This is a genomic window from Microbacterium psychrotolerans (assembly GCF_031085295.1).
GTDB lineage: Bacteria > Actinomycetota > Actinomycetes > Actinomycetales > Microbacteriaceae > Microbacterium > Microbacterium psychrotolerans.
Window position 1 is genome coordinate 147,249 of sequence record NZ_JAVFWO010000004.1, and the last position, 17,081, is coordinate 164,329.

Annotated in this window: 15 protein-coding genes and 2 tRNA genes; 3 read left to right on the plus strand and 14 right to left on the minus strand. The window is 68.3% G+C overall.

Annotated elements, in window-relative coordinates; translation table 11 throughout:
- Position 1: 1 nt before the first annotated feature.
- Both Q9R08_RS13815 and Q9R08_RS13820 read right to left on the minus strand, forming a co-directional pair.
- Positions 2 to 361 carry an MmcQ/YjbR family DNA-binding protein gene (locus Q9R08_RS13815; RefSeq protein WP_308868672.1) on the minus strand — a complete coding sequence of 120 codons (360 nt, stop codon included), beginning with the start codon at positions 359 to 361 and terminating at the stop codon, positions 2 to 4.
- Positions 362 to 488: 127 nt separating this feature from the next.
- On the minus strand, positions 489 to 854 hold the full coding sequence (locus Q9R08_RS13820; protein ID WP_308868673.1) for a winged helix-turn-helix transcriptional regulator: 366 nt from the start codon (positions 852 to 854) through the stop codon (positions 489 to 491).
- A gap of 93 nt (positions 855 to 947) precedes the next feature.
- Here Q9R08_RS13820 and Q9R08_RS13825 point away from each other — a divergent pair, with 93 nt between their 5' ends.
- A complete protein-coding gene (locus tag Q9R08_RS13825; RefSeq protein WP_308868674.1) occupies positions 948 to 1,802 on the plus strand; it encodes an SDR family oxidoreductase in 855 nt (284 codons plus the stop codon).
- Positions 1,803 to 1,915: 113 nt separating this feature from the next.
- Here the strand turns inward: Q9R08_RS13825 and ppk2 are convergent, their stop codons facing one another.
- Positions 1,916 to 2,758, minus strand: a complete 843-nt coding sequence (gene ppk2 / locus Q9R08_RS13830) for a polyphosphate kinase 2 (RefSeq protein WP_308868675.1) — start codon at positions 2,756 to 2,758, stop codon at positions 1,916 to 1,918.
- A 263-nt stretch (positions 2,759 to 3,021) separates the two neighbouring features.
- A tRNA-Ser gene (locus tag Q9R08_RS13835) sits at positions 3,022 to 3,110 on the minus strand.
- Positions 3,111 to 3,264: 154 nt separating this feature from the next.
- Between Q9R08_RS13835 and Q9R08_RS13840 the strand changes: the two genes are divergently transcribed.
- On the plus strand, positions 3,265 to 3,957 hold the full coding sequence (locus Q9R08_RS13840) for a DUF2278 family protein (RefSeq protein WP_308868676.1): 693 nt from the start codon (positions 3,265 to 3,267) through the stop codon (positions 3,955 to 3,957).
- Positions 3,958 to 4,009: 52 nt separating this feature from the next.
- Here the strand turns inward: Q9R08_RS13840 and Q9R08_RS13845 are convergent, their stop codons facing one another.
- The 5 genes from Q9R08_RS13845 to serS form a co-directional block, all read right to left on the minus strand.
- Entirely contained in the window at positions 4,010 to 5,245 is a 1,236-nt protein-coding gene (locus Q9R08_RS13845) for an LCP family protein (RefSeq protein ID WP_308868677.1), read from the minus strand.
- An 86-nt stretch (positions 5,246 to 5,331) separates the two neighbouring features.
- Entirely contained in the window at positions 5,332 to 6,612 is a 1,281-nt protein-coding gene (locus Q9R08_RS13850; protein WP_308868678.1) for an LCP family protein, read from the minus strand.
- Between the two features lie 57 nt (positions 6,613 to 6,669).
- Positions 6,670 to 6,754 (minus strand) — tRNA-Ser (locus Q9R08_RS13855).
- Positions 6,755 to 6,874: 120 nt separating this feature from the next.
- Positions 6,875 to 7,783: an HAD family hydrolase gene (locus Q9R08_RS13860; protein ID WP_308868679.1), complete on the minus strand. Its 909-nt coding sequence runs from the start codon at positions 7,781 to 7,783 to the stop codon at positions 6,875 to 6,877.
- Entirely contained in the window at positions 7,780 to 9,045 is a 1,266-nt protein-coding gene (gene serS / locus Q9R08_RS13865) for a serine--tRNA ligase (protein ID WP_308868680.1), read from the minus strand. Before serS ends, Q9R08_RS13860 begins: the two co-directional genes overlap by 4 nt.
- 133 nt (positions 9,046 to 9,178) lie before the next feature.
- On the opposite strand from serS, the gene Q9R08_RS13870 reads away from it, so the two are divergent.
- On the plus strand, positions 9,179 to 10,534 hold the full coding sequence (locus tag Q9R08_RS13870; protein WP_308868681.1) for a diacylglycerol/lipid kinase family protein: 1,356 nt from the start codon (positions 9,179 to 9,181) through the stop codon (positions 10,532 to 10,534).
- A gap of 6 nt (positions 10,535 to 10,540) precedes the next feature.
- Here Q9R08_RS13870 and Q9R08_RS13875 read toward each other — a convergent pair whose 3' ends face one another.
- The 5 genes from Q9R08_RS13875 to Q9R08_RS13895 all read right to left on the minus strand — a co-directional run bounded on the left by Q9R08_RS13875 (position 10,541) and on the right by Q9R08_RS13895 (position 16,998).
- Entirely contained in the window at positions 10,541 to 11,515 is a 975-nt protein-coding gene (locus tag Q9R08_RS13875) for a carbohydrate ABC transporter permease (protein ID WP_308868683.1), read from the minus strand.
- 8 nt (positions 11,516 to 11,523) lie between these two features.
- Positions 11,524 to 12,495, minus strand: coding sequence for a carbohydrate ABC transporter permease (locus Q9R08_RS13880; protein WP_308868685.1), 972 nt, complete (start codon positions 12,493 to 12,495; stop codon positions 11,524 to 11,526).
- A 115-nt stretch (positions 12,496 to 12,610) separates the two neighbouring features.
- On the minus strand, positions 12,611 to 13,981 hold the full coding sequence (locus Q9R08_RS13885; protein ID WP_308868686.1) for an ABC transporter substrate-binding protein: 1,371 nt from the start codon (positions 13,979 to 13,981) through the stop codon (positions 12,611 to 12,613).
- A 29-nt stretch (positions 13,982 to 14,010) separates the two neighbouring features.
- Positions 14,011 to 15,777, minus strand: a complete 1,767-nt coding sequence (locus Q9R08_RS13890; RefSeq protein ID WP_308868687.1) for a glycoside hydrolase family 13 protein — start codon at positions 15,775 to 15,777, stop codon at positions 14,011 to 14,013.
- A 204-nt stretch (positions 15,778 to 15,981) separates the two neighbouring features.
- Positions 15,982 to 16,998: a LacI family DNA-binding transcriptional regulator gene (locus Q9R08_RS13895; protein WP_308868688.1), complete on the minus strand. Its 1,017-nt coding sequence runs from the start codon at positions 16,996 to 16,998 to the stop codon at positions 15,982 to 15,984.
- Positions 16,999 to 17,081 lie beyond the last annotated feature (83 nt).

The window sequence follows — 17,081 nt, forward strand, 5'->3', positions numbered from 1 at the left end:
CTCAACCCGGGCCGTCTGGATGCGCGAGGTCGTAGGCGCGAGAGAGCTTCTGAGGGACGACCATGCGCCAGGCGTCCACGACGAGCTCACGGGCCTCTGCGGGCTCCAGTGATGCGAGATCCGCGTGCACCCAGTTGAAGCGCAGGTCGGATGCCGATGGCATCTGGAACTTGCGTGGATCGCCCCCCACGAGCGCCGCCCGCTCCTCCTTGGGGAAGGCGAATCCCATCACGCTCTCGTCGAGCGAGAACGCCACATACACCATCTGACCGACGCGGAACTTCAACCTCCCGTGCACATACACGGGGTACGAGCGCTCCAACCCCGCACCCAGCGCTCGAACGTCCCCGATCACCGCCATGCTCGGATCCCAGCGACAAGATCCGTCGCGATCCGCGTCGCGCCGGCTTCGAGACCTTCGAATCTGCCCACCAGCCGAGCATGACGAACCGGCCTGCGCAGATCAATGGATCCGCCGTCTCGGCCCGCTAAGGTCTCCCGACCATGGCGTCGGCATGGTCGGCGACCCACGCGACGAGCGGCAGCATCCGTTCCATCAGGTCGCGGCCGAGAGGCGTGAGGCTGTACTCCACGTGGGGAGGAACGCTGGGCAACGACTCCCGATGCACGAGCCCGTCGGAGGCGAGGGTGCGCAGGGTCGACGCGAGCATCTTCTCGCTGATGCCGTCGACCTGCCGTCGCAGCTCGCCCCACCGCAGCGTTCCGTCGGAGAGGGCAGAGAGCACGAGCACTCCCCACTTGCTCATGATGTGATCCAGGACGACCCGCGTGCCGCAGCCCTCGTCGAAGATGCGATCCTGCGACGCGCGGATCTGCGCGAAACTAACCACCATGTGGGTACCTTACCGGAAAGTGGGTACCCTCCGGCGGGAAGGCGGGTAAGAGATATGGCGTTGTCGTGAGCGATCCCTGAGAAAGGACTCCTCATGACCATCCTCGTAACCGGTGCCACGGGCCAGCTCGGCCACCTCGTCATCGACAGCCTCCTTGCTCGCGGCGTCGAGCCATCCGCCATCCGAGCGGGCGCGCGCGATGTCGCCAGGGCCGCCGACCTCGCCGATCGCGGCGTGCAGGTCGTGACCCTCGATTACGACGCTCCCGAGACTGTTGCGGCCGCCGTCGACGGCGTGGACCGCGTGTTGCTCATCTCGAGCAGCGAGGTCGGCAAGCGCGCGGTGCAGCACCAGGCCGTCATCGATGCGGCTCGCGCCGCAGGCGTCGCGAAGCTCGTCTACACGAGCGCGTCGAAGGCGACGACGAGCGACCTTGTGCTCGCACCCGAGCACAAGGCGACCGAGGAGGCCATCGCAGCGTCCGGCATCCCCGCGGTGATCCTTCGCAACAACTGGTACACCGAGAACTACGTCGCCGATGTGGCGCGCGCCAAGGAGACCGGCGTCATCGCCGCGAGCGTCGGCGAGGGCCGCGTCGCCTCTGCCAGCCGCATCGACTACGCCGAGGCCGCTGCGGTCGCGCTCACGGAGGACGGGCACATCGGCCGGGTCTACGAGCTGGGTGGCGACGTCGCGTGGAGCTTCGATGAGCTTGCCGCTGCTGCGTCCGAGCTGACGGGCCGAGAGGTGCGCTACACCGCGCTCACGACCGCGGAGCACGCCGTCGCACTCGAGGCCGCCGGCCTCGACGCCGGCACGGTCGGCTTCGTGACGGCACTTGACGCGAATATTCGCGACGGTGCACTCGCCGAGACCGACGGCACGCTCTCGCGCCTGCTCGGTCGCCCGACGACGCCCTTGGACGAAGGCTTGCGCGCGGCGCTCTGAGCATCGGCGATGCGTCCAGCCCGCTCGAGAGTCTCGAGTGGGCTGGACGCGGCGGCGTCGCTCACGTCCCGGTCACTCGAGCCGCCCGCCGCGGGCGCTGCCGACGCTGCGCGTCAGGACCGCTTGGTCTTGGCCTTGAGGAGTTGACCGGCCAGGTCGGGAACGTAACGGAACTGCTCGATGGGCGGTCGTTCGTAGTCGTTCGCGTCAGGTCGATCGGGAATCGAGACGTCGTCCAGTTGGAGACGCTGATACGGGATGCTGCTCAGCAAGTGTCCGATCACGTTCAACCGCGCGCGGCGCTTGTCATCGCTCTCGATCGTCCACCACGGCGACTCGGAAGTGTCTGTCGCAGCGAACATCGCATCCTTCGCTCGTGAGTATGCCTCCCACCGCAGGATCGACTCGAGGTCGGTCGGAGACAGCTTCCACCGACGCATCGGGTCCCCCAGCCGGGATTCGAACCTCGACTGCTGCTCGTCGTCCGAGACCGAGAACCAGTACTTGATCAGGATGATCCCGTCCTCGATCAACAGACCTTCCACTATCGGGCACTGACGGAGGAAGGCCTGATACTCCTCCTCGGAGCAATACTCCATCACGCGCTCTACTCCCGCGCGGTTGTACCAGGACCGGTCCATCAGGACGATCTCACCCTTGGTGGGCAGCCGTTCGATGTAGCGCTGGAAGTACCACTGGCCGCGCTCCTTCTTCGAAGGCTTCGGCAGTGCGACGACGCGCGCATGTCTTGGGTTGAGGTACTGCACCACCCGTTTGATCGCGCCGCCCTTGCCCGCGGCGTCGCGACCCTCGAAGATCACCAGAATGCGCGCGCCGGTCGCTGCCACCCACTGCTGCATCTCGACGAGCTCTACCTGGAGACGCTCGAGCTCAGCCTCGTACAGCCGCTTGGGGAGGCGTTTGCCCGACGACTTGATCGCCTTCTTCGCAGACATTCAGTTCGTCCTCGATCGCGCCGCGCGCGTCCTGGTCGTGGTTCCACAGTCATGCATGATCGCCATCGATTCCCGGCGTATCTGTTCGCCGCGCCGCCAACACTATGCAGCGGGCATGGTGTTCAGGCGGGTGTTGACAACCCCGGTTCGACCCGTAGGAGCGAAGGAGAGCGAACGAGCCGCGCCCAACCTGTCACCCGAACAAGGTCAGCAAATAGCCAGAAAACCCCGGAAACTCAACGGAGTCGGGAAGGGAGACAGTGCGGAGACGGAGGGATTTGAACCCTCGGTCCCCTTACGAGGACTCCACCTTAGCAGGGTGGTGCACTAGGCCTGACTATGCGACGTCTCCAGGCATCCGGCCGCGAAGCACGGATGCACCCAGCAATCATAACCGAGACCGACGCCGCTTCTTGCACCCGCCGGTGCGGCCGACGCGACATCCCCCGTGGTCACCTCGGGCCGCATCCTCGTATCACCCGCGCGAGCGCAGCGCTCTTCCCGGTATGCCGTTCACACAGTACGGAGTGCTCAGCGGGACCCTCACGTCGCACGTGCGGGACGACCCGGACGAGTTCGGGCGGTGGTGGCACGTCAACCTCCGGGTGCGCAGCGGAGCGCGCGAGTTCCGGGTGGCCATCGACGTCGACAGCAAGAACTCTGCGGCCGGCGTCCAGTGGAAGACCATTCGCACGACGAGTGCCAAGCTGGGCTGGCCGACGCTGCCGTCGCCGGCGTTCACCCGGCTCGTGTCCGCGCCGACGACCGGAGCGATCGATGTCATCCGGCATCCCGCCCTGCGCGTGATCGGCATCCGACGGCTCCTGCACTGGCTGTTCCGAGTGAGGGATGCTGTGCCCGCCGAGCGGTCGTGGTTTTGGATCCCGGTGCTTCGGCCCTGGCGCTCAGGCGACCATCTGCAGGCGTCCGAGGCACTGGAGGCGACGCTGCGCGTCGGCGCGCTCACCCTGGTGTGGGGCGAGCCATTCCCCGAGAACGCGGCACCGGCCTCGGTGCTGGGCATGCACAACGTCCATCAGAATCAGGGTGACCCCGCCGGCTCGCAGTGGTGGCCGGAGAACGGGATCTGGCAGGACGGCGGTGTCGCAACGTTGCAGGCAGACGGCAGCTGGCTCGTCTTCGTCTCGAAGTTCTCCACCCAACGCGATCACACCGACAGCCAAGGGCACCCGGTCTGACGACCCGGCCCGCTCGGTTCACCGCGAACTGGACACGGCCACGCGGAAGGCGCTACCGGCCTTCCTTCTGCGTGCACGTCGTCTGCGCGGCAGTCTGCCCCGCGATGTCGGAGGGCAGCTCGACCCGCTGCTCGGGTACGGGCGTCTCCGCCGTCGCGGGCGTCTCACCGGCGGCCGGGGTCTCCCCCACCTCCGCCGTCGCGGCCGGCGTCGGCGCCACCTCGGGCTTCACGGCCTCCCCGGTCACCTCGACGCCATAACCCTGGCTGGCGTCGCCGGTGAGCGTCAGCGGCTGGTTGGCCTTGAGCGCGTCGAACAGCACGGTCGCGGCATCCTTCACCGGCACCACCCGGCTGGCGCCCTCGCCGGAGGTATACCGCGTCGGGTACTGGACGAACACGATGTCTTCGTAGGGCACGTCCTTGACCGCCATCGCGATCTGCACCATGAGCGTGGGGTTGGTGAGACCGGAGCTGAGCACCAACTGCTTCTGCTGTACCTGGTTGATCGCGGTCGACGCGAGGTTCAGCAGGGTGGCGGGGTTCGACAGCACGGCGCCGGACTGCAGCTTGCGCACCATGGACGACATGAACTGCTGCTGGTTCGAGATGCGGCCGAGGTCTGAGCCGTCACCGATGCCGTGGCGGATGCGGAGGAACTGCAGCGCCTGCACGCCCTGCAGCGTGTGGTTGCCGGCGGTCAGGCTGAGGCCGGTGTGCACGTCGCTGATGTCGTCTGCCACACACACGTCGACGCCGCCGATGGCGTCGGACATGTTGATGACGCCGGTCCAGCGGATCGCGGCGGCGAAGTCGATCTTGTCCTCGATGAGGGATTCGACCGTGAGCACGGTGCAGGCGAGGCCGCCGTACTGGTACGACGCGTTCATCATCTGCGACGACATCGCGGAGTAGTTGCCGCTGCCGTCCTCCTTGGGGCAGGACGGGATCGGCACCAGCATGTCGCGCGGGAACGAGACGACCGTCACGCGACGGGGCTCGTCCGAGATGTGCACCAGCATGGTGACGTCGTTGCGCTCACCCTCCGTGTCGCCGCGCTGGCAGGCGGACGACAGCTTCGCGTTGTCGCCCTCGCACGAGTCGGTGCCGGCCATGAGGATGTTGACGCCACCCTCGATCGCGCCCAGCGACGGCGGCAGCACCTCGCCCTCGTCGAGCACGACGGCGTTGGCTGCCACCGTCTGCGTCGCATCCCACACGTTGTAGGCCGCGAGGCTGGCCGCGCTCACGCCGAAGACGCCGAGCACGACGCCCAGTATGGCGAACACGGTGACCAGCGGATGCCGCGACTTCAGGGCACCGTGGCGCGCGAGGGGCGCCCGGCCCTCTCGCGAGGACCGCTTCGACGCCGCCATCAGCCGTTGGCCCTGACGTTGCCGGCGGAGCAGGTCTGCTGTGCCGCGTTCTGACCGGGGATGTTGTCGGGAAGCGCCACCGTGGGCTCGCTCGGCGCAGGCGTGGCCGTGGGGTCGGTGGTGGGGGCGGGATCGGTGGTCGGCTCAGTGGGCTGCGGGTCGGCCACGATCACTCCTCCGGTGAGATCCTGGTCGTGCGTGACCTCGATCGACTCGTTCGCCGCGAGCGCCGCCCACAGCTGATCGGCTGAGTCGTGGTCGGGCACCACGCGGTTGACGTCGGCGGGGTCCGTCAGCACGGGGTACTGGACGAACACGATGTCCTCGAACGGCACGTCCTTGATCGCCAGCGCGATCTGCATGAGCGTCATCGGGTTGGTCAGCGACTCGCTCGGCGTGATGTTGTCGACCGCCGTGGTGGCCAGCTTGTACAGCGTCCCCGGATCGGACAGCACCTCGCTGCTGACGAGCTTGCGGGCGAGACTCGACATGTACTGCTGCTGGTTGCTGATGCGCGCCAGGTCGCTGCCGTTCTCCAGGCCGTGGCGGGTGCGCAGGAACTGCAGCGCCTCGACGCCCTGGATCGTGCGCGGACCCGCCGGCCAGTTGATGGCGGTGTACTTGTCTTTGATGCCGCCGTTGCCGATGCAGACATCGACGCCGCCGATCGCGTCGGTGATGTTGATGACGTTGCCGAAGCTGACCTTGGCGGCGAACGGGATGTTCTGGCCGCTCAGGTCGCTGATCGTCTTCGCGACGCATGACAGGCCGCCGTACCCCCACGCCTCGTTGATCTGCGTCTTGGAGGTCGCCGACGTGGTCGAGCCGTCTTCGCGCGTGCACGACGGGATCGGGATCATCAGGTCGCGAGGGAAGGAGACCACCGTCACCCGGCGCGGATTGTCGGAGATGTGCACGAGCATGTTGACGTCGTTGAGCTGACCGCCGGCATCCGCACCGGTGCAGCGGGCACCGAAGAGGTAGGCGTACTCCTCTTCGCATTCGTCGGTGCCCACGAGCAGGATGTCGACGCCGCCTTCGATCGCCCCGATATCGGGCGGAACGGATCCCTGGCCCTCCAGCTCGACGGCATCGGCCGTGAAGCTGGTGGTGATGTCGGTGACGGCATATGCCGCCACGCCGATGCCCGAGACCAGCACCACCGCGGCGACGATGCCGATGAGTTTCGCGACGAAGCCGAACGGGCCCGGAGACGACAGCTCACCATGACGGGCCACCGTTCGGCGGCCACGTCTCGTGGGCTTGTGCGTCGAGCTCACTCGGTTCCTCTCAGGGATGCTGCGGTCTCACGGTCGCCCCCCGGCACATCACTTCTGCGGAGGGTGTGGGATTCGAACCCACGGGACATTGCTGCCCACTGGTTTTCAAGACCAGGTCCATCGGCCGCTCGGACAACCCTCCCGACCGATACCGCCCCTGAGGGCAGCATCCGTCGAACAGGCGTCGAGTCTAGCCGACAGCACTGTCGCCCCATTCTTCCAACGGCGCCTGGCAATCCTCTGAAGGACGCACGCTTTCCCGTCAGAGAAGGCGCAGCACGGCCGCGACGCCGCCCTCGTGCACCGACGAGGTGGTCTCGCCCGCGGCATCCCGCACTTCCTGCGGACCCTGTGCCATCGCGACGGCACGCCCGCCGTTGTCGAGCGCCCAGCGGAACATGCCGACGTCGTTACGGCCGTCGCCCATCACGAGCACATGAGCAGGGTCGATTCCGAGCTCGGTGCGCACGAGTTCGAGACCGGTGCTCTTGTCGACGCCCTGCGGCGCGATGTCGAGCCATGCGGTCCAGCCGACGGCGTACGAGACGTGGTTGAGCCCGATCCGGGCCACCAGGTCGACGAAGTCCTTCTCACGCTTGTCGGGCGACACGACGACGATGCGGCACACGGGCTGCGCACCGAGCTCTTCGAACGGCACCCGGCGCGCGTTCGTGAGATTCCAGTCCTCGAGGTACTCCGTGTACAGCCGACGGCCGTCGGGCAGCTCGACGAGGTAACGGGCGTCGGGCAGGTGCTCGCGCAGCTGTTCGAGTACGGCACTCGGATCGAAGGTCTCGACATGCCAGCGCTCGTACTGCAGCTCGTCGGCCTCGAGGCGCTTGAGGACGACGGCGCCGTTGGAGCACACGACGAACTCCGGCGCGATCCCCAGCACGCGGACGATGCCGCGGGTGCCCTCCCAGCTGCGACCAGTCGCGACCATGACCTCGTGCCCCGCGCGGTGGGCGTGCTCGACGGCGTCGACGACTCCCGGACTCAGCGACTCGTCTTCGAGCAGCACGGTGCCGTCGATGTCGAGCGCGATCAGCAGCTGCTCGGTCGCGACCGCGGGGTTCTCGGTGTCGCGCGCCACCCGCTCGACGAGTTTCGCGGCCTTCTTCGGCGCGACGACCTTGATCGACCCGGTCGCGGGCAGGTGCGCGTCGGTCACGCGATCGGCTCCATGACCTCGAGTCCGCCGAGGAACGGTCGCAGCACCTCCGGCACCGTGACCGAGCCGTCCTCCCGCTGATGCGTCTCGAGCAGCGCCACGATCCAGCGGGTGGTCGCCAGCGTGCCGTTGAGCGTCGCGACCGGCTGCGTCTTGCCGCCCTCCGGCCGGTAGCGGATGTCGAGCCGACGTGCCTGGTAGGTCGTGCAGTTGGACGTGGAGGTGAGCTCGCGGTAGGCGTTCTGCGTGGGCACCCAGGCCTCGACGTCGTACTTGCGAGCGGCGCTCGAACCCAGGTCGCCCGCCGCGACGTCGATCACGCGGTAGGACAGGCCGAGGTCCTGCAGCATGCGCTCCTGCAGCTCGACGAGGCGCAGGTGCTCGGTCTCTGCCTCTTCGGGGGTGGTGTAGACGAACATCTCGAGCTTGTTGAACTGGTGCACGCGGATGATGCCGCGGGTGTCCTTGCCGTAGGACCCGGCCTCGCTGCGGTAGCAGGTCGACCAGCCGGCGTAGCGCTTGGGGCCGCGCGAGAGGTCGAGGATCTCGTCCATGTGGTAGCCGGCGAGCGGTACCTCGCTGGTGCCGACGAGATAGAGGTCCTCGTCGTCGAGGTGGTAGACCTCGGCGGCGTGCTTGCCGAGGAATCCGGTGCCGCGCATCACCTCGGGGCGCACCAGTGTCGGCGGGATGATCGGTGTGAAGCCCGCCTGCAGCGCGCGGTCGAGGCCGAGGTTCATCAGCGCGATCTCGAGGCGCGCGCCGATGCCGGTGAGGAAGTAGAACCGGCTGCCCGACACCTTGGTGCCGCGATCCATGTCGATGGCGCCGAGCCGCTCGCCGATCTCGAGGTGGTCGCGGGGCTCGAAACTGAAGGCGGGGACGTCGCCGTGGGTGCGCAGCGTGACGAAGTCGTCCTCACCGCCGGCCGGCACACCTTCGATGACGATGTTCTCGAGGGCGGCGAAGGCCTCGGCGGAGGCCTCCTCAGCGGCGGTGACCGCGTGCTGAGCCTGCTTCACCTGCTCGCTCAGCTGCTTCGCCTCGGCGACGAGCGCCGCCTTCTCCTCTTTCGGCGCCTGCGCGACTCTCTTGCCGTGGGCGTTCTGCGCGGCGCGAAGCTCTTCGAACGCCGTGATCGCGGCGCGTCGTGCCCGATCGGCCTCCACGGCGACGTCGACGGTGTCGGGCGACTCGCCCCGCGCCTCCTGCGAGCGCTTGACCAGCTCGGGATTGTCGCGAAGCAGCACGGGATCGATCACCCTGCAAGCTTAGTCGGCGCCTCCACGAGGGCAGAGTGTGACGGTTCCCGACCGCCTCGCCGCCGAGACACCCGCGCAGATACCTTCACCTCGGATGCGCCCGACCGGCGTTTCCCGTCCTACTCTGGACCACATGGCGGCATCTGGATCGAGCGACGGCGCACGACCCGAGGACGCACGACCCGAGGACGCACGACCCGAGGACACACCGCCCGAGGCCGACCTCATCCCGCATCCCGCCGACGCGATCTATGCCGACGGGCCCAGCACGGCCGAACTCGACCTCGCCGAGGCGGAGATCGAGGAGACGATCTCCGACGTCGAACCCGCCACGCCGGCCGGGCCGTCCAAGCCGGAAGCGCCCGACCCGGCCGAGGCCGCCAAGCCCGACGATGTGATCCGCGAGCCCGACGACGTCGAGGCCGACACGGCGGATGGCGAGACCGGCTACGCGCGGCGCGTCGACCCGGCGGGGCGGACCCGCCCCTTGGAGACAGCAGGTGAGCGCCCCTCGCCTAAGGCGGCCCTCGTATACAACCCGATCAAGGTGGATGCCGACACCCTGCGCGACACCGTCACCCGGCTCTCGGCGGACGCCGGCTGGGCCGAGCCCCTCTTCTACGAGACGACGGTCGACGACCTCGGTGACGACGTGACCCGTCAGGCGCTCGACGAGGGTGCCGACACCGTCCTCGTCGCCGGCGGCGACGGCACCGTGCGCGCCGTGTCGGAGGCGATGAGCGGCAGCGGCGTTCCTCTCGCGATCGTGCCCAGCGGCACCGGCAACCTGCTCGCCCGCAATCTGCGGCTGCCGCTGACCGAGCCGGACGCCATGGTGCGGGCGGTCTTCGACGGCGACAGGCTCGCCATGGACGTCGGCTGGACCGAGCTCAGCCGTCCCGACGGGACGACCGCCGAGCACGCCTTCGTGGTGATGGGCGGCATCGGCCTTGATGCCGCGATGATCGCCAACACCAACCCGCAGCTGAAGAAGACCGTCGGCTGGGTGGCCTACGTCGACGGAGCGGCGCGTGCGCTGCCGTACGCCAAGCCGTTCCGCGTCGTCTACGAGCTGCCCGGGCACCGCCTGCACTCCTCGCGGGTGCAGAGCGTGCTGTTCGCGAACTGCGGGAAGCTGCCCGCGGGACTCGACCTCATCCCCGAGGCCTCCATCGCCGACGGCGCGCTGGACATCGTCATCTTCCAACCCAAAGGTCCGTTCGGCTGGCTGTTCGTCTGGCGGCGCGTCGCGTGGGACAACAGCTTCCTCCGCCGCTTCCGCGCCGGGCGCCGCGTGCTGTCGCTGCGCACCAAGGACAACGCCGTGATCTACTCGCGCGGCGCGGGCATCGAGCTGGCGACCCACGAGCCGCGTCCCGTGCAGCTCGACGGCGACGAGTTCGGCAAGGCCCTCTCGGTGAAGACCCGCGTCGCCCCCGCCGCACTCCTGGTCGTCGTGCCCAAAGGCCACGACACCGACGGCCTCTGACGAGACTCAGCCCTTCACGGCGCCGCCGAGACCCGCCGAGCGCAGGAACACCGACTGGAAAAGCAGGAACATCGCGATCGGGATGAGCGTCGCGATGGCGAGCGCAGCGAGGAACACGTCCAGCTCGGTCTGCGACTGCACTGCCGGCAGCCGCACCGACAGCGGCTGCACGGCCGGGTCGGGAAGCACCAGCATCGGCCAGAGGTAGTCCTTCCAGGCCGCGATGATCGCGAACACCGAGACGACACCGAGGATCGGCTTCGACATCGGCAGCACGATCGACCAGAACAGCCGGAAGGGTCCGGCTCCGTCGGTCTTCGCAGCCTCGAACACCTCGCGCGGCAGATTGTCGAAGAACCGCTTGACGAGCAGGATGTTGAAGGCGTTCGCCGCCATCGGCAGCCACACGGCGAGGTAGTTGTTGAGCAGGCTCACGTCCTCACCGAGGAATGGGGGCCGCACGATGGTCAGGTATAGCGGCACGAGCAGCACGATGCCTGGGATGAACAGGGTCGCCAGCACCAGGGCATTGAGCACAGGCGCGTACGTCGGCCGCAGTACCGACAGCGCGTACCCGGCGGTCGTCGCGATGAACAGCTGCACGAACCACGCCCCTGCCGCGATGACGATGGTGTTGAAGAAGTACTGATCGATGTGGATGTCGTTCCACGCGGTCGACAGGTTCTGCCAGTCGATGCCGTTCGGCCACAGGGCGAAGGGCTGCTGCAGGGTGTCCTGCGTGGGGGTGACGGCGGACTTCGCGAGCCACAGGATGGGACCGAGACCGGCGATCACGAGCGTGACGAACAGGAAGACATGGGTGACCGACATCCCGAATCGGGTGCCGGGCCGGCGTCGCTCCGACGCCGACACGATCGTGCGCTCGGCGAGATCGTCGATCGATTCGCGCTTGCGCCTGCCGAAACGGTCGCGGCGCGACAGGAAGCCGCGCATGCCCTCGCGCAGCGGCGAGGTGGACATCGGGGCGCTCATTGCGTGCTCCAGCGGTTCGTGAGCTTGAAGTACAGCCAGGACAGGATCGCGAGCACGATCGCCAGCAGCACCGATACCGCGGTGGCCTCGCCGTAGTCCCCGCCCAGGCTGTTGCGGAACGCCTTGTCGTAGATGTACAGCAGGATCGTCTTGGTCGCCCCCGCCGGTCCGCCGCCGGTGAAGAGGAACGGCTCGAGGAACACCTGCGCGGTGGCGATGACCTGCAGGATCAGCATGATGAAGAGAATGCCGCGCAGCTGCGGCAGCGTGACGTGCCACACTTTGCGCCAGATGCCCGCGCCGTCCACCTCGGCCGCGTCGTACAGCTCCGGCGGCACCGACAGCAGCGCGGCGAGGTAGATGATGATCGAGCCGCCGGCCGCCGCCCAGGTCGCCTCGAGGACGAGCGACGGCATCGCCTGCACCGCAGACGAGATCCACGGCTGCGGCGGGATGCCGAACCACCCCAGTACGGTGTTGAAGACGCCCGAGGGATCGGCGCTGTAGAAGAACTTCCACAGCAGCACCGCGACCACCGGCGGGATGACCACCGGCAGGTAGGCGAGCGCCGAGTACAGTCCCTTGCCCCGCCGCACCTCGCTCATGAGCACCGCCATGAATAGGGGCAGCGGGAACCCGAAGAGGAGCGCCAGCACCGCGAAGTAGACGGTGTTGATCACTGCCCGCCCGAGCTGCGGATCGGTGATGACGGCGATGTAGTTGTCGAGCCCGACCCACTCCGAGACGATGAGGTTCGTCTTCTGCAGGCTCATCAGCACCGACTGCACGATCGGCGACCACGAGAAGAAGAAGAACACGAACACCATCGGCAGCACGAACAGGAGGTTCGCCAGTCCGCCCCCGCGGTACCACGTGAGCGGGGTGCGTCGCGTCCTGCGCCGAGCCGGCGGTACGGCGCGTGGGGACGCCGCCGCGGCTGCGGGACGCTCCGGGAGGGTCGCGGTCATCGTTGCCTTCTGCTGTGTGGTGGGTGCTCGGTCCGCCGAGCGAGACGAGACATCATGTCGGGGATGCCGCGACCCTGCGCCTGCGAGGCACGGGGCCGCGGCATCCGCTCATCTGCTACTCGTCGAGCAGCGCCTGGGCGTCGGTCTGGGCCTGCGCGAGGAGGGCGTCGATGTCGGCGTTCTCGTCGGTGAGGACCGTCTGGACGACCGTGTCGAGGAGAGCGTAGACCTCCTGGGTCTGCTGCTTCGGCTCGCCGACGGGCGTCTGCTCCCAGATGTTGTCGGTGAAGGCCGTCATCTGGTCGCGCGGCACGTTGATGTACGGCTCGATCCAGGTGAGCGACTCCTCGTACAACTCGCGGCTGAGCACCGGCAGCAGCGGCGTGCCGACGGCCTGGTCGGACTCGGCGAGCGTCTTGGCGTCGACCACTGCGGCGTCCTCGTCCATCAGCTTCTGCATGTAGTACCAGTCGATCCAGGTGACCGCGGCTTCCTTGGTCCTGTCATCGACGGTGGGGCTGATGACGGCGATGTCGCCGCCCCCGAGCGTGCCGGGGTCGTCGCCCTCGATGGGCACGACGCCCAGCCCGTAGATGGCCGGGTCGAGACCGAAGTCGCGCACCAGGGCGGTGTAGACGTCGGAGCCCGAGGTATACATGCCGATGTTGCCGGCGGCGAACTCCTGGTTGATGGTGCCCCAGTCGAGATCGACCTTTGCGCCGAACGAGTCGTCCTCCCACTTCAGGTCGTGCAGGAACTGCAGCGCGGCCTTCGTCGCGTCGTTGTCGATCGTCGACTCGGCGGACCCGTCCTGGTTGTCGACCTGGGTGCGTCCGCCGCGCGCGACGGTCTGCGCGGTCAGCTGCCAGCCGCCGGTGTTGTTGATGGCCATCTGCGCGTAGCCGGCCTTGCCGGTGGCGTCGTGGATCTGCTGGGCGTACTCGCGCACCTCATCCCACGTGGTCGGCGGCTGGTCCGGGTCGAGCCCCGCCTGCTCGAACAGGTCGCGGTTGTAGTGCAGCCCCATGGCGTACGCCTGGCGCGGGAACCCGAAGATGTTGCCGTCGGCATCCTTGACGCCGTCGAGGATGATCGGGTTGAAGTTGTCTTCGTAGCCGAGCTCCTCGACCTCGGCGGTGACGTCCATGAGCTGCCCGTTCTCGAGGAGCGTCTTGGAGTCCGTGAACGGCACGGTGAAGACGTCGGGAAGGCTGCCGCCGGCGAGCTGCACGGCGAACGTCGGGCCCTCCCACTCGTACTCGACCCCGATGATGTCGATGTCGGGGTGCTCCTTCTCGAACTGCTTCTCCTGGTCGGCGAACGCCGTGTAGGCGGCTTCGTCGGCACCCGGCGGGAACGTCGCGACGCGCAGCTCTACCTTGCCGTCGTTGCTGTCGTCGCCGCCGGGCGCCGAGCAGCCGACGAGCGCGCCGACGGTCGCCAGAGCGGCGACGCCGGCGAGCAGGACCCTTGCTGGTGACTTCATCGTCTTTCCTTTCTGGGGGGAGCCCCGCGTCAGCCTCTCGGCGCGGACTGCTCCGTGGTGATGGTGGTGCGTGAGGGATCGGAGGCGGATGCTCTGGGCGCAAGCCGCAGCCATGCGGCGGCGTTGCCCGGCAGCCGTCCTGCCTGAAGCGGGCCGCTCGAGAGGAGCAGGCTCGTGCCGGAGGGCAGTTCGACCGGGTCGTCGCCCGTGTTGACGACGCACGCGAAGCCGTCGCCTCGGCGGAAGGCCAGGATGTCGGCTGCGGTACTCGAGCCGTGTCCAGCGATGGCCGGGACGGCGTCGTCCCACCACTCGAGGGGACCATCGCCGAGCTCGGGAAGCTCCCGCCGCAGTCGCAGCGCGTCGCGGTACAGGTTGAGGGTCGACGCGGGGTCGGCGTCCTGCGCTGCGACGGTGAGGGAGCTCCAGCCCTGCGGCTGGGGCAGCCAGGCGCGTGCGTCGCCGAAGCTGAAGCCGAACGGCGCGCGCTCGCCGGCCCACGGCAGCGGTACGCGGCATCCGTCTCGTCCGGGATCCGTCCCGCCGGAGCGGAAGTGCATCGGGTCCTCGATGAGCTCCAGGGGCAGGTCCTCGACCTCGGGCAGCCCGAGTTCGTCGCCCTGGTAGATGTACAGGCTCCCCGGAAGGGCAGCGACGAGCAGAGCCGCCGCGCGGGCGCGGTGGAGGCCGAGCTCGGGATCGGTGGGGACGCCGAACCGCTTCTTGAGAAACGCGAACGCCGTGTCTTCACGCCCGTAGCGGGTGACCGGACGCGTGACGTCGTGGTTGCTGAGCACCCACGTGCTCGGCGCGCCGACGGGCGCGTGCGCGGCGAGTGTCGCGGTGATGGATTCCCGGAAGGATGCCGCTCCCCACGGTCGCGCGAGGAAGTCGAAGTTGAACGCGGTGTGCATCTCGTCGGGACGCAGGTAGTTGGTGAACCGCACGATATCGGCCACCCAGATCTCGCCGACGAGCACCCGCGTGCCCGGATAGGAGTCGGCGATCTGACGCCATGACCGATAGACATCGTGCAGTTCGTCGCGGTCCTCGGTCGGGTGCTGCCCCGGCCCCTTCTTGTCGCCGACCTCCGGAAGCTCGGGGTCCTTGATGAGCAGCGCTGCCGAGTCGATGCGCACACCGGCGACACCGCGGTCGAACCAGAACCTCAGGATCTCCTCGTGTTCGCGGCGCACGTCGGGGTGATTCCAGTTCAGGTCCGGCTGCTCAGGCGTGAACATGTGGAGGTACCACTCCCCCGGCGTGCCGTCCGGATTGGTCGTGCGGGTCCACGTCTCGCCCTGGAAGCTCGACACCCAGCGCGTGGGGATCTCGTCGCCGTTCTCACCCTTGCCCGGGTGGAACCAGAAGCGCTCGCGCTCGGGGCTGCCTGGACCTGCGGCGAGTGCCGCCTGGAACCACGGGTGCTGATCCGAGATGTGGTTCGGCACCACGTCGATGATCGTGCGGATGCCGAGGGCCAGCGCCTCCTGGATCAGCAGCTCCGCCTCGTCGAGCGTGCCGAACCGGGGGTCGATGTCGCGGTAGTCCTGCACGTCGTAGCCGCCGTCGGCCAGCGGGCTCGGGTACCACGGGTTGAACCAGAGGGCGTCGACGCCGAGGTCCTTGAGGTAGCCGAGACGGGCACGCACACCCGCGAGATCGCCCGTGCCGTCGCCGTTCCCGTCCGCGAAGCTGCGGACGTAGACCTGGTAGATGACGGCCGACCGCCACCACAGCGGGTTGTCGCTCGCGGGAACGGCTCGTTCGCCGCGGGTGAGGACCTCGGTGTCCACGTGACTCCTCGTCGTCGATGGAAGGACTCGATGCGACGAATGTATTCGTGGTGCTCGTCCTTTGCAACTCTTCTACAGAATCGCGCAAGATCACGATTTTGCATCAGGGCGCGTGAAGGAGGTTCCTGCGGAGCGCGATCTTCCGCCCGCGCGTGCTGCGGCCGGGAACACCCCAGCGCAGGGGAAAGGGGGAAGGAGGGACGCTCAGCGCGAGGTGTCGGCGGCCGGACCGGTGGAGGACCGCAGCACGAGCTCGGGCTCGAACAGCAGCTCGTCGCCGGGCTCGGTCGTTCCCGCGATCTGCGAGAGCAGCAGCTCGATGACGGTGCGTCCCATCGACTCGATGGGCTGGCGCACGGTGGTCAGCGGCGGTTCGGTGCAGCTCATGAGGAAGGAGTCGTCGAACCCGACGACGCTGACGTCGTCGGGCACCCGCAGGCCGTGCCGCCGTGCGGCGCGCACGGCGCCGAGGGCGAGCGGGTCGCTGGCGCACACGATGGCGGTCGCTCCGGCCGCGAAGAGCCGGGATGCCCCGGCCTGGCCGGACTCGAGCGAGTACAGGCCCCGGACCACGAGGGAGTCCGCGAGTGGTGAACCCAGGCGCTCCAGCAGTGGGCGCGCGGCGGCGAGCTTGCGCTGCGAGGGGATGTGGTCGAGCGGCCCGAGAAGCAGGCCGATTCGGCGGTGGCCGAGCTGATGCAGGTGCTGGATGGCCTGCTCCGCGGCTGCGCCGTCGTCCGTCGAGACGGTGGCGAAGTCGAGGGCGTCGATGCGCGCGTTCACCAGCACGGTCGGCAGGTGCACCTGCCGGAGCCTCTCGTAGTGCTCGTGCGCGGCATCCGCCTGGCTGTAATTGCCGCCGAGGAAGATCACGCCCGACACCTGCTGCTGCAGCAGCAGGTCGACGTAGTCCGACTCGGTGATGCCCCCGGCGTTCTGGGTGCACAGCAGCGGCGTGTAGCCATTCTGCGTCAGGCCACCGCCGATGATCTCTGCGAGCGCGGGGAATATCGGGTTCTGCAGCTCGGGCAGCACGAGTCCGACCAGACGCGCCCGCTCACCGCGGAGCTTGGTGGGCCGCTCGTACCCGAGCACGTCGAGCGCGGTGAGCACGGCCTGGCGCGTGGCCTCCGACACCCCGGGCTTGTCGTTGAGCACGCGACTGACGGTGGCTTCGCTGACCCCCACCTTGCGCGCCACTTCGGCGAGACGCTTCGACATGCGCTCAGTGTACGCAAGAACTTGCAGGATCGCGCAAGTGTGCGCAAGCGGCGCATGCCGATCGTCGCCGACCTGTCAAGACC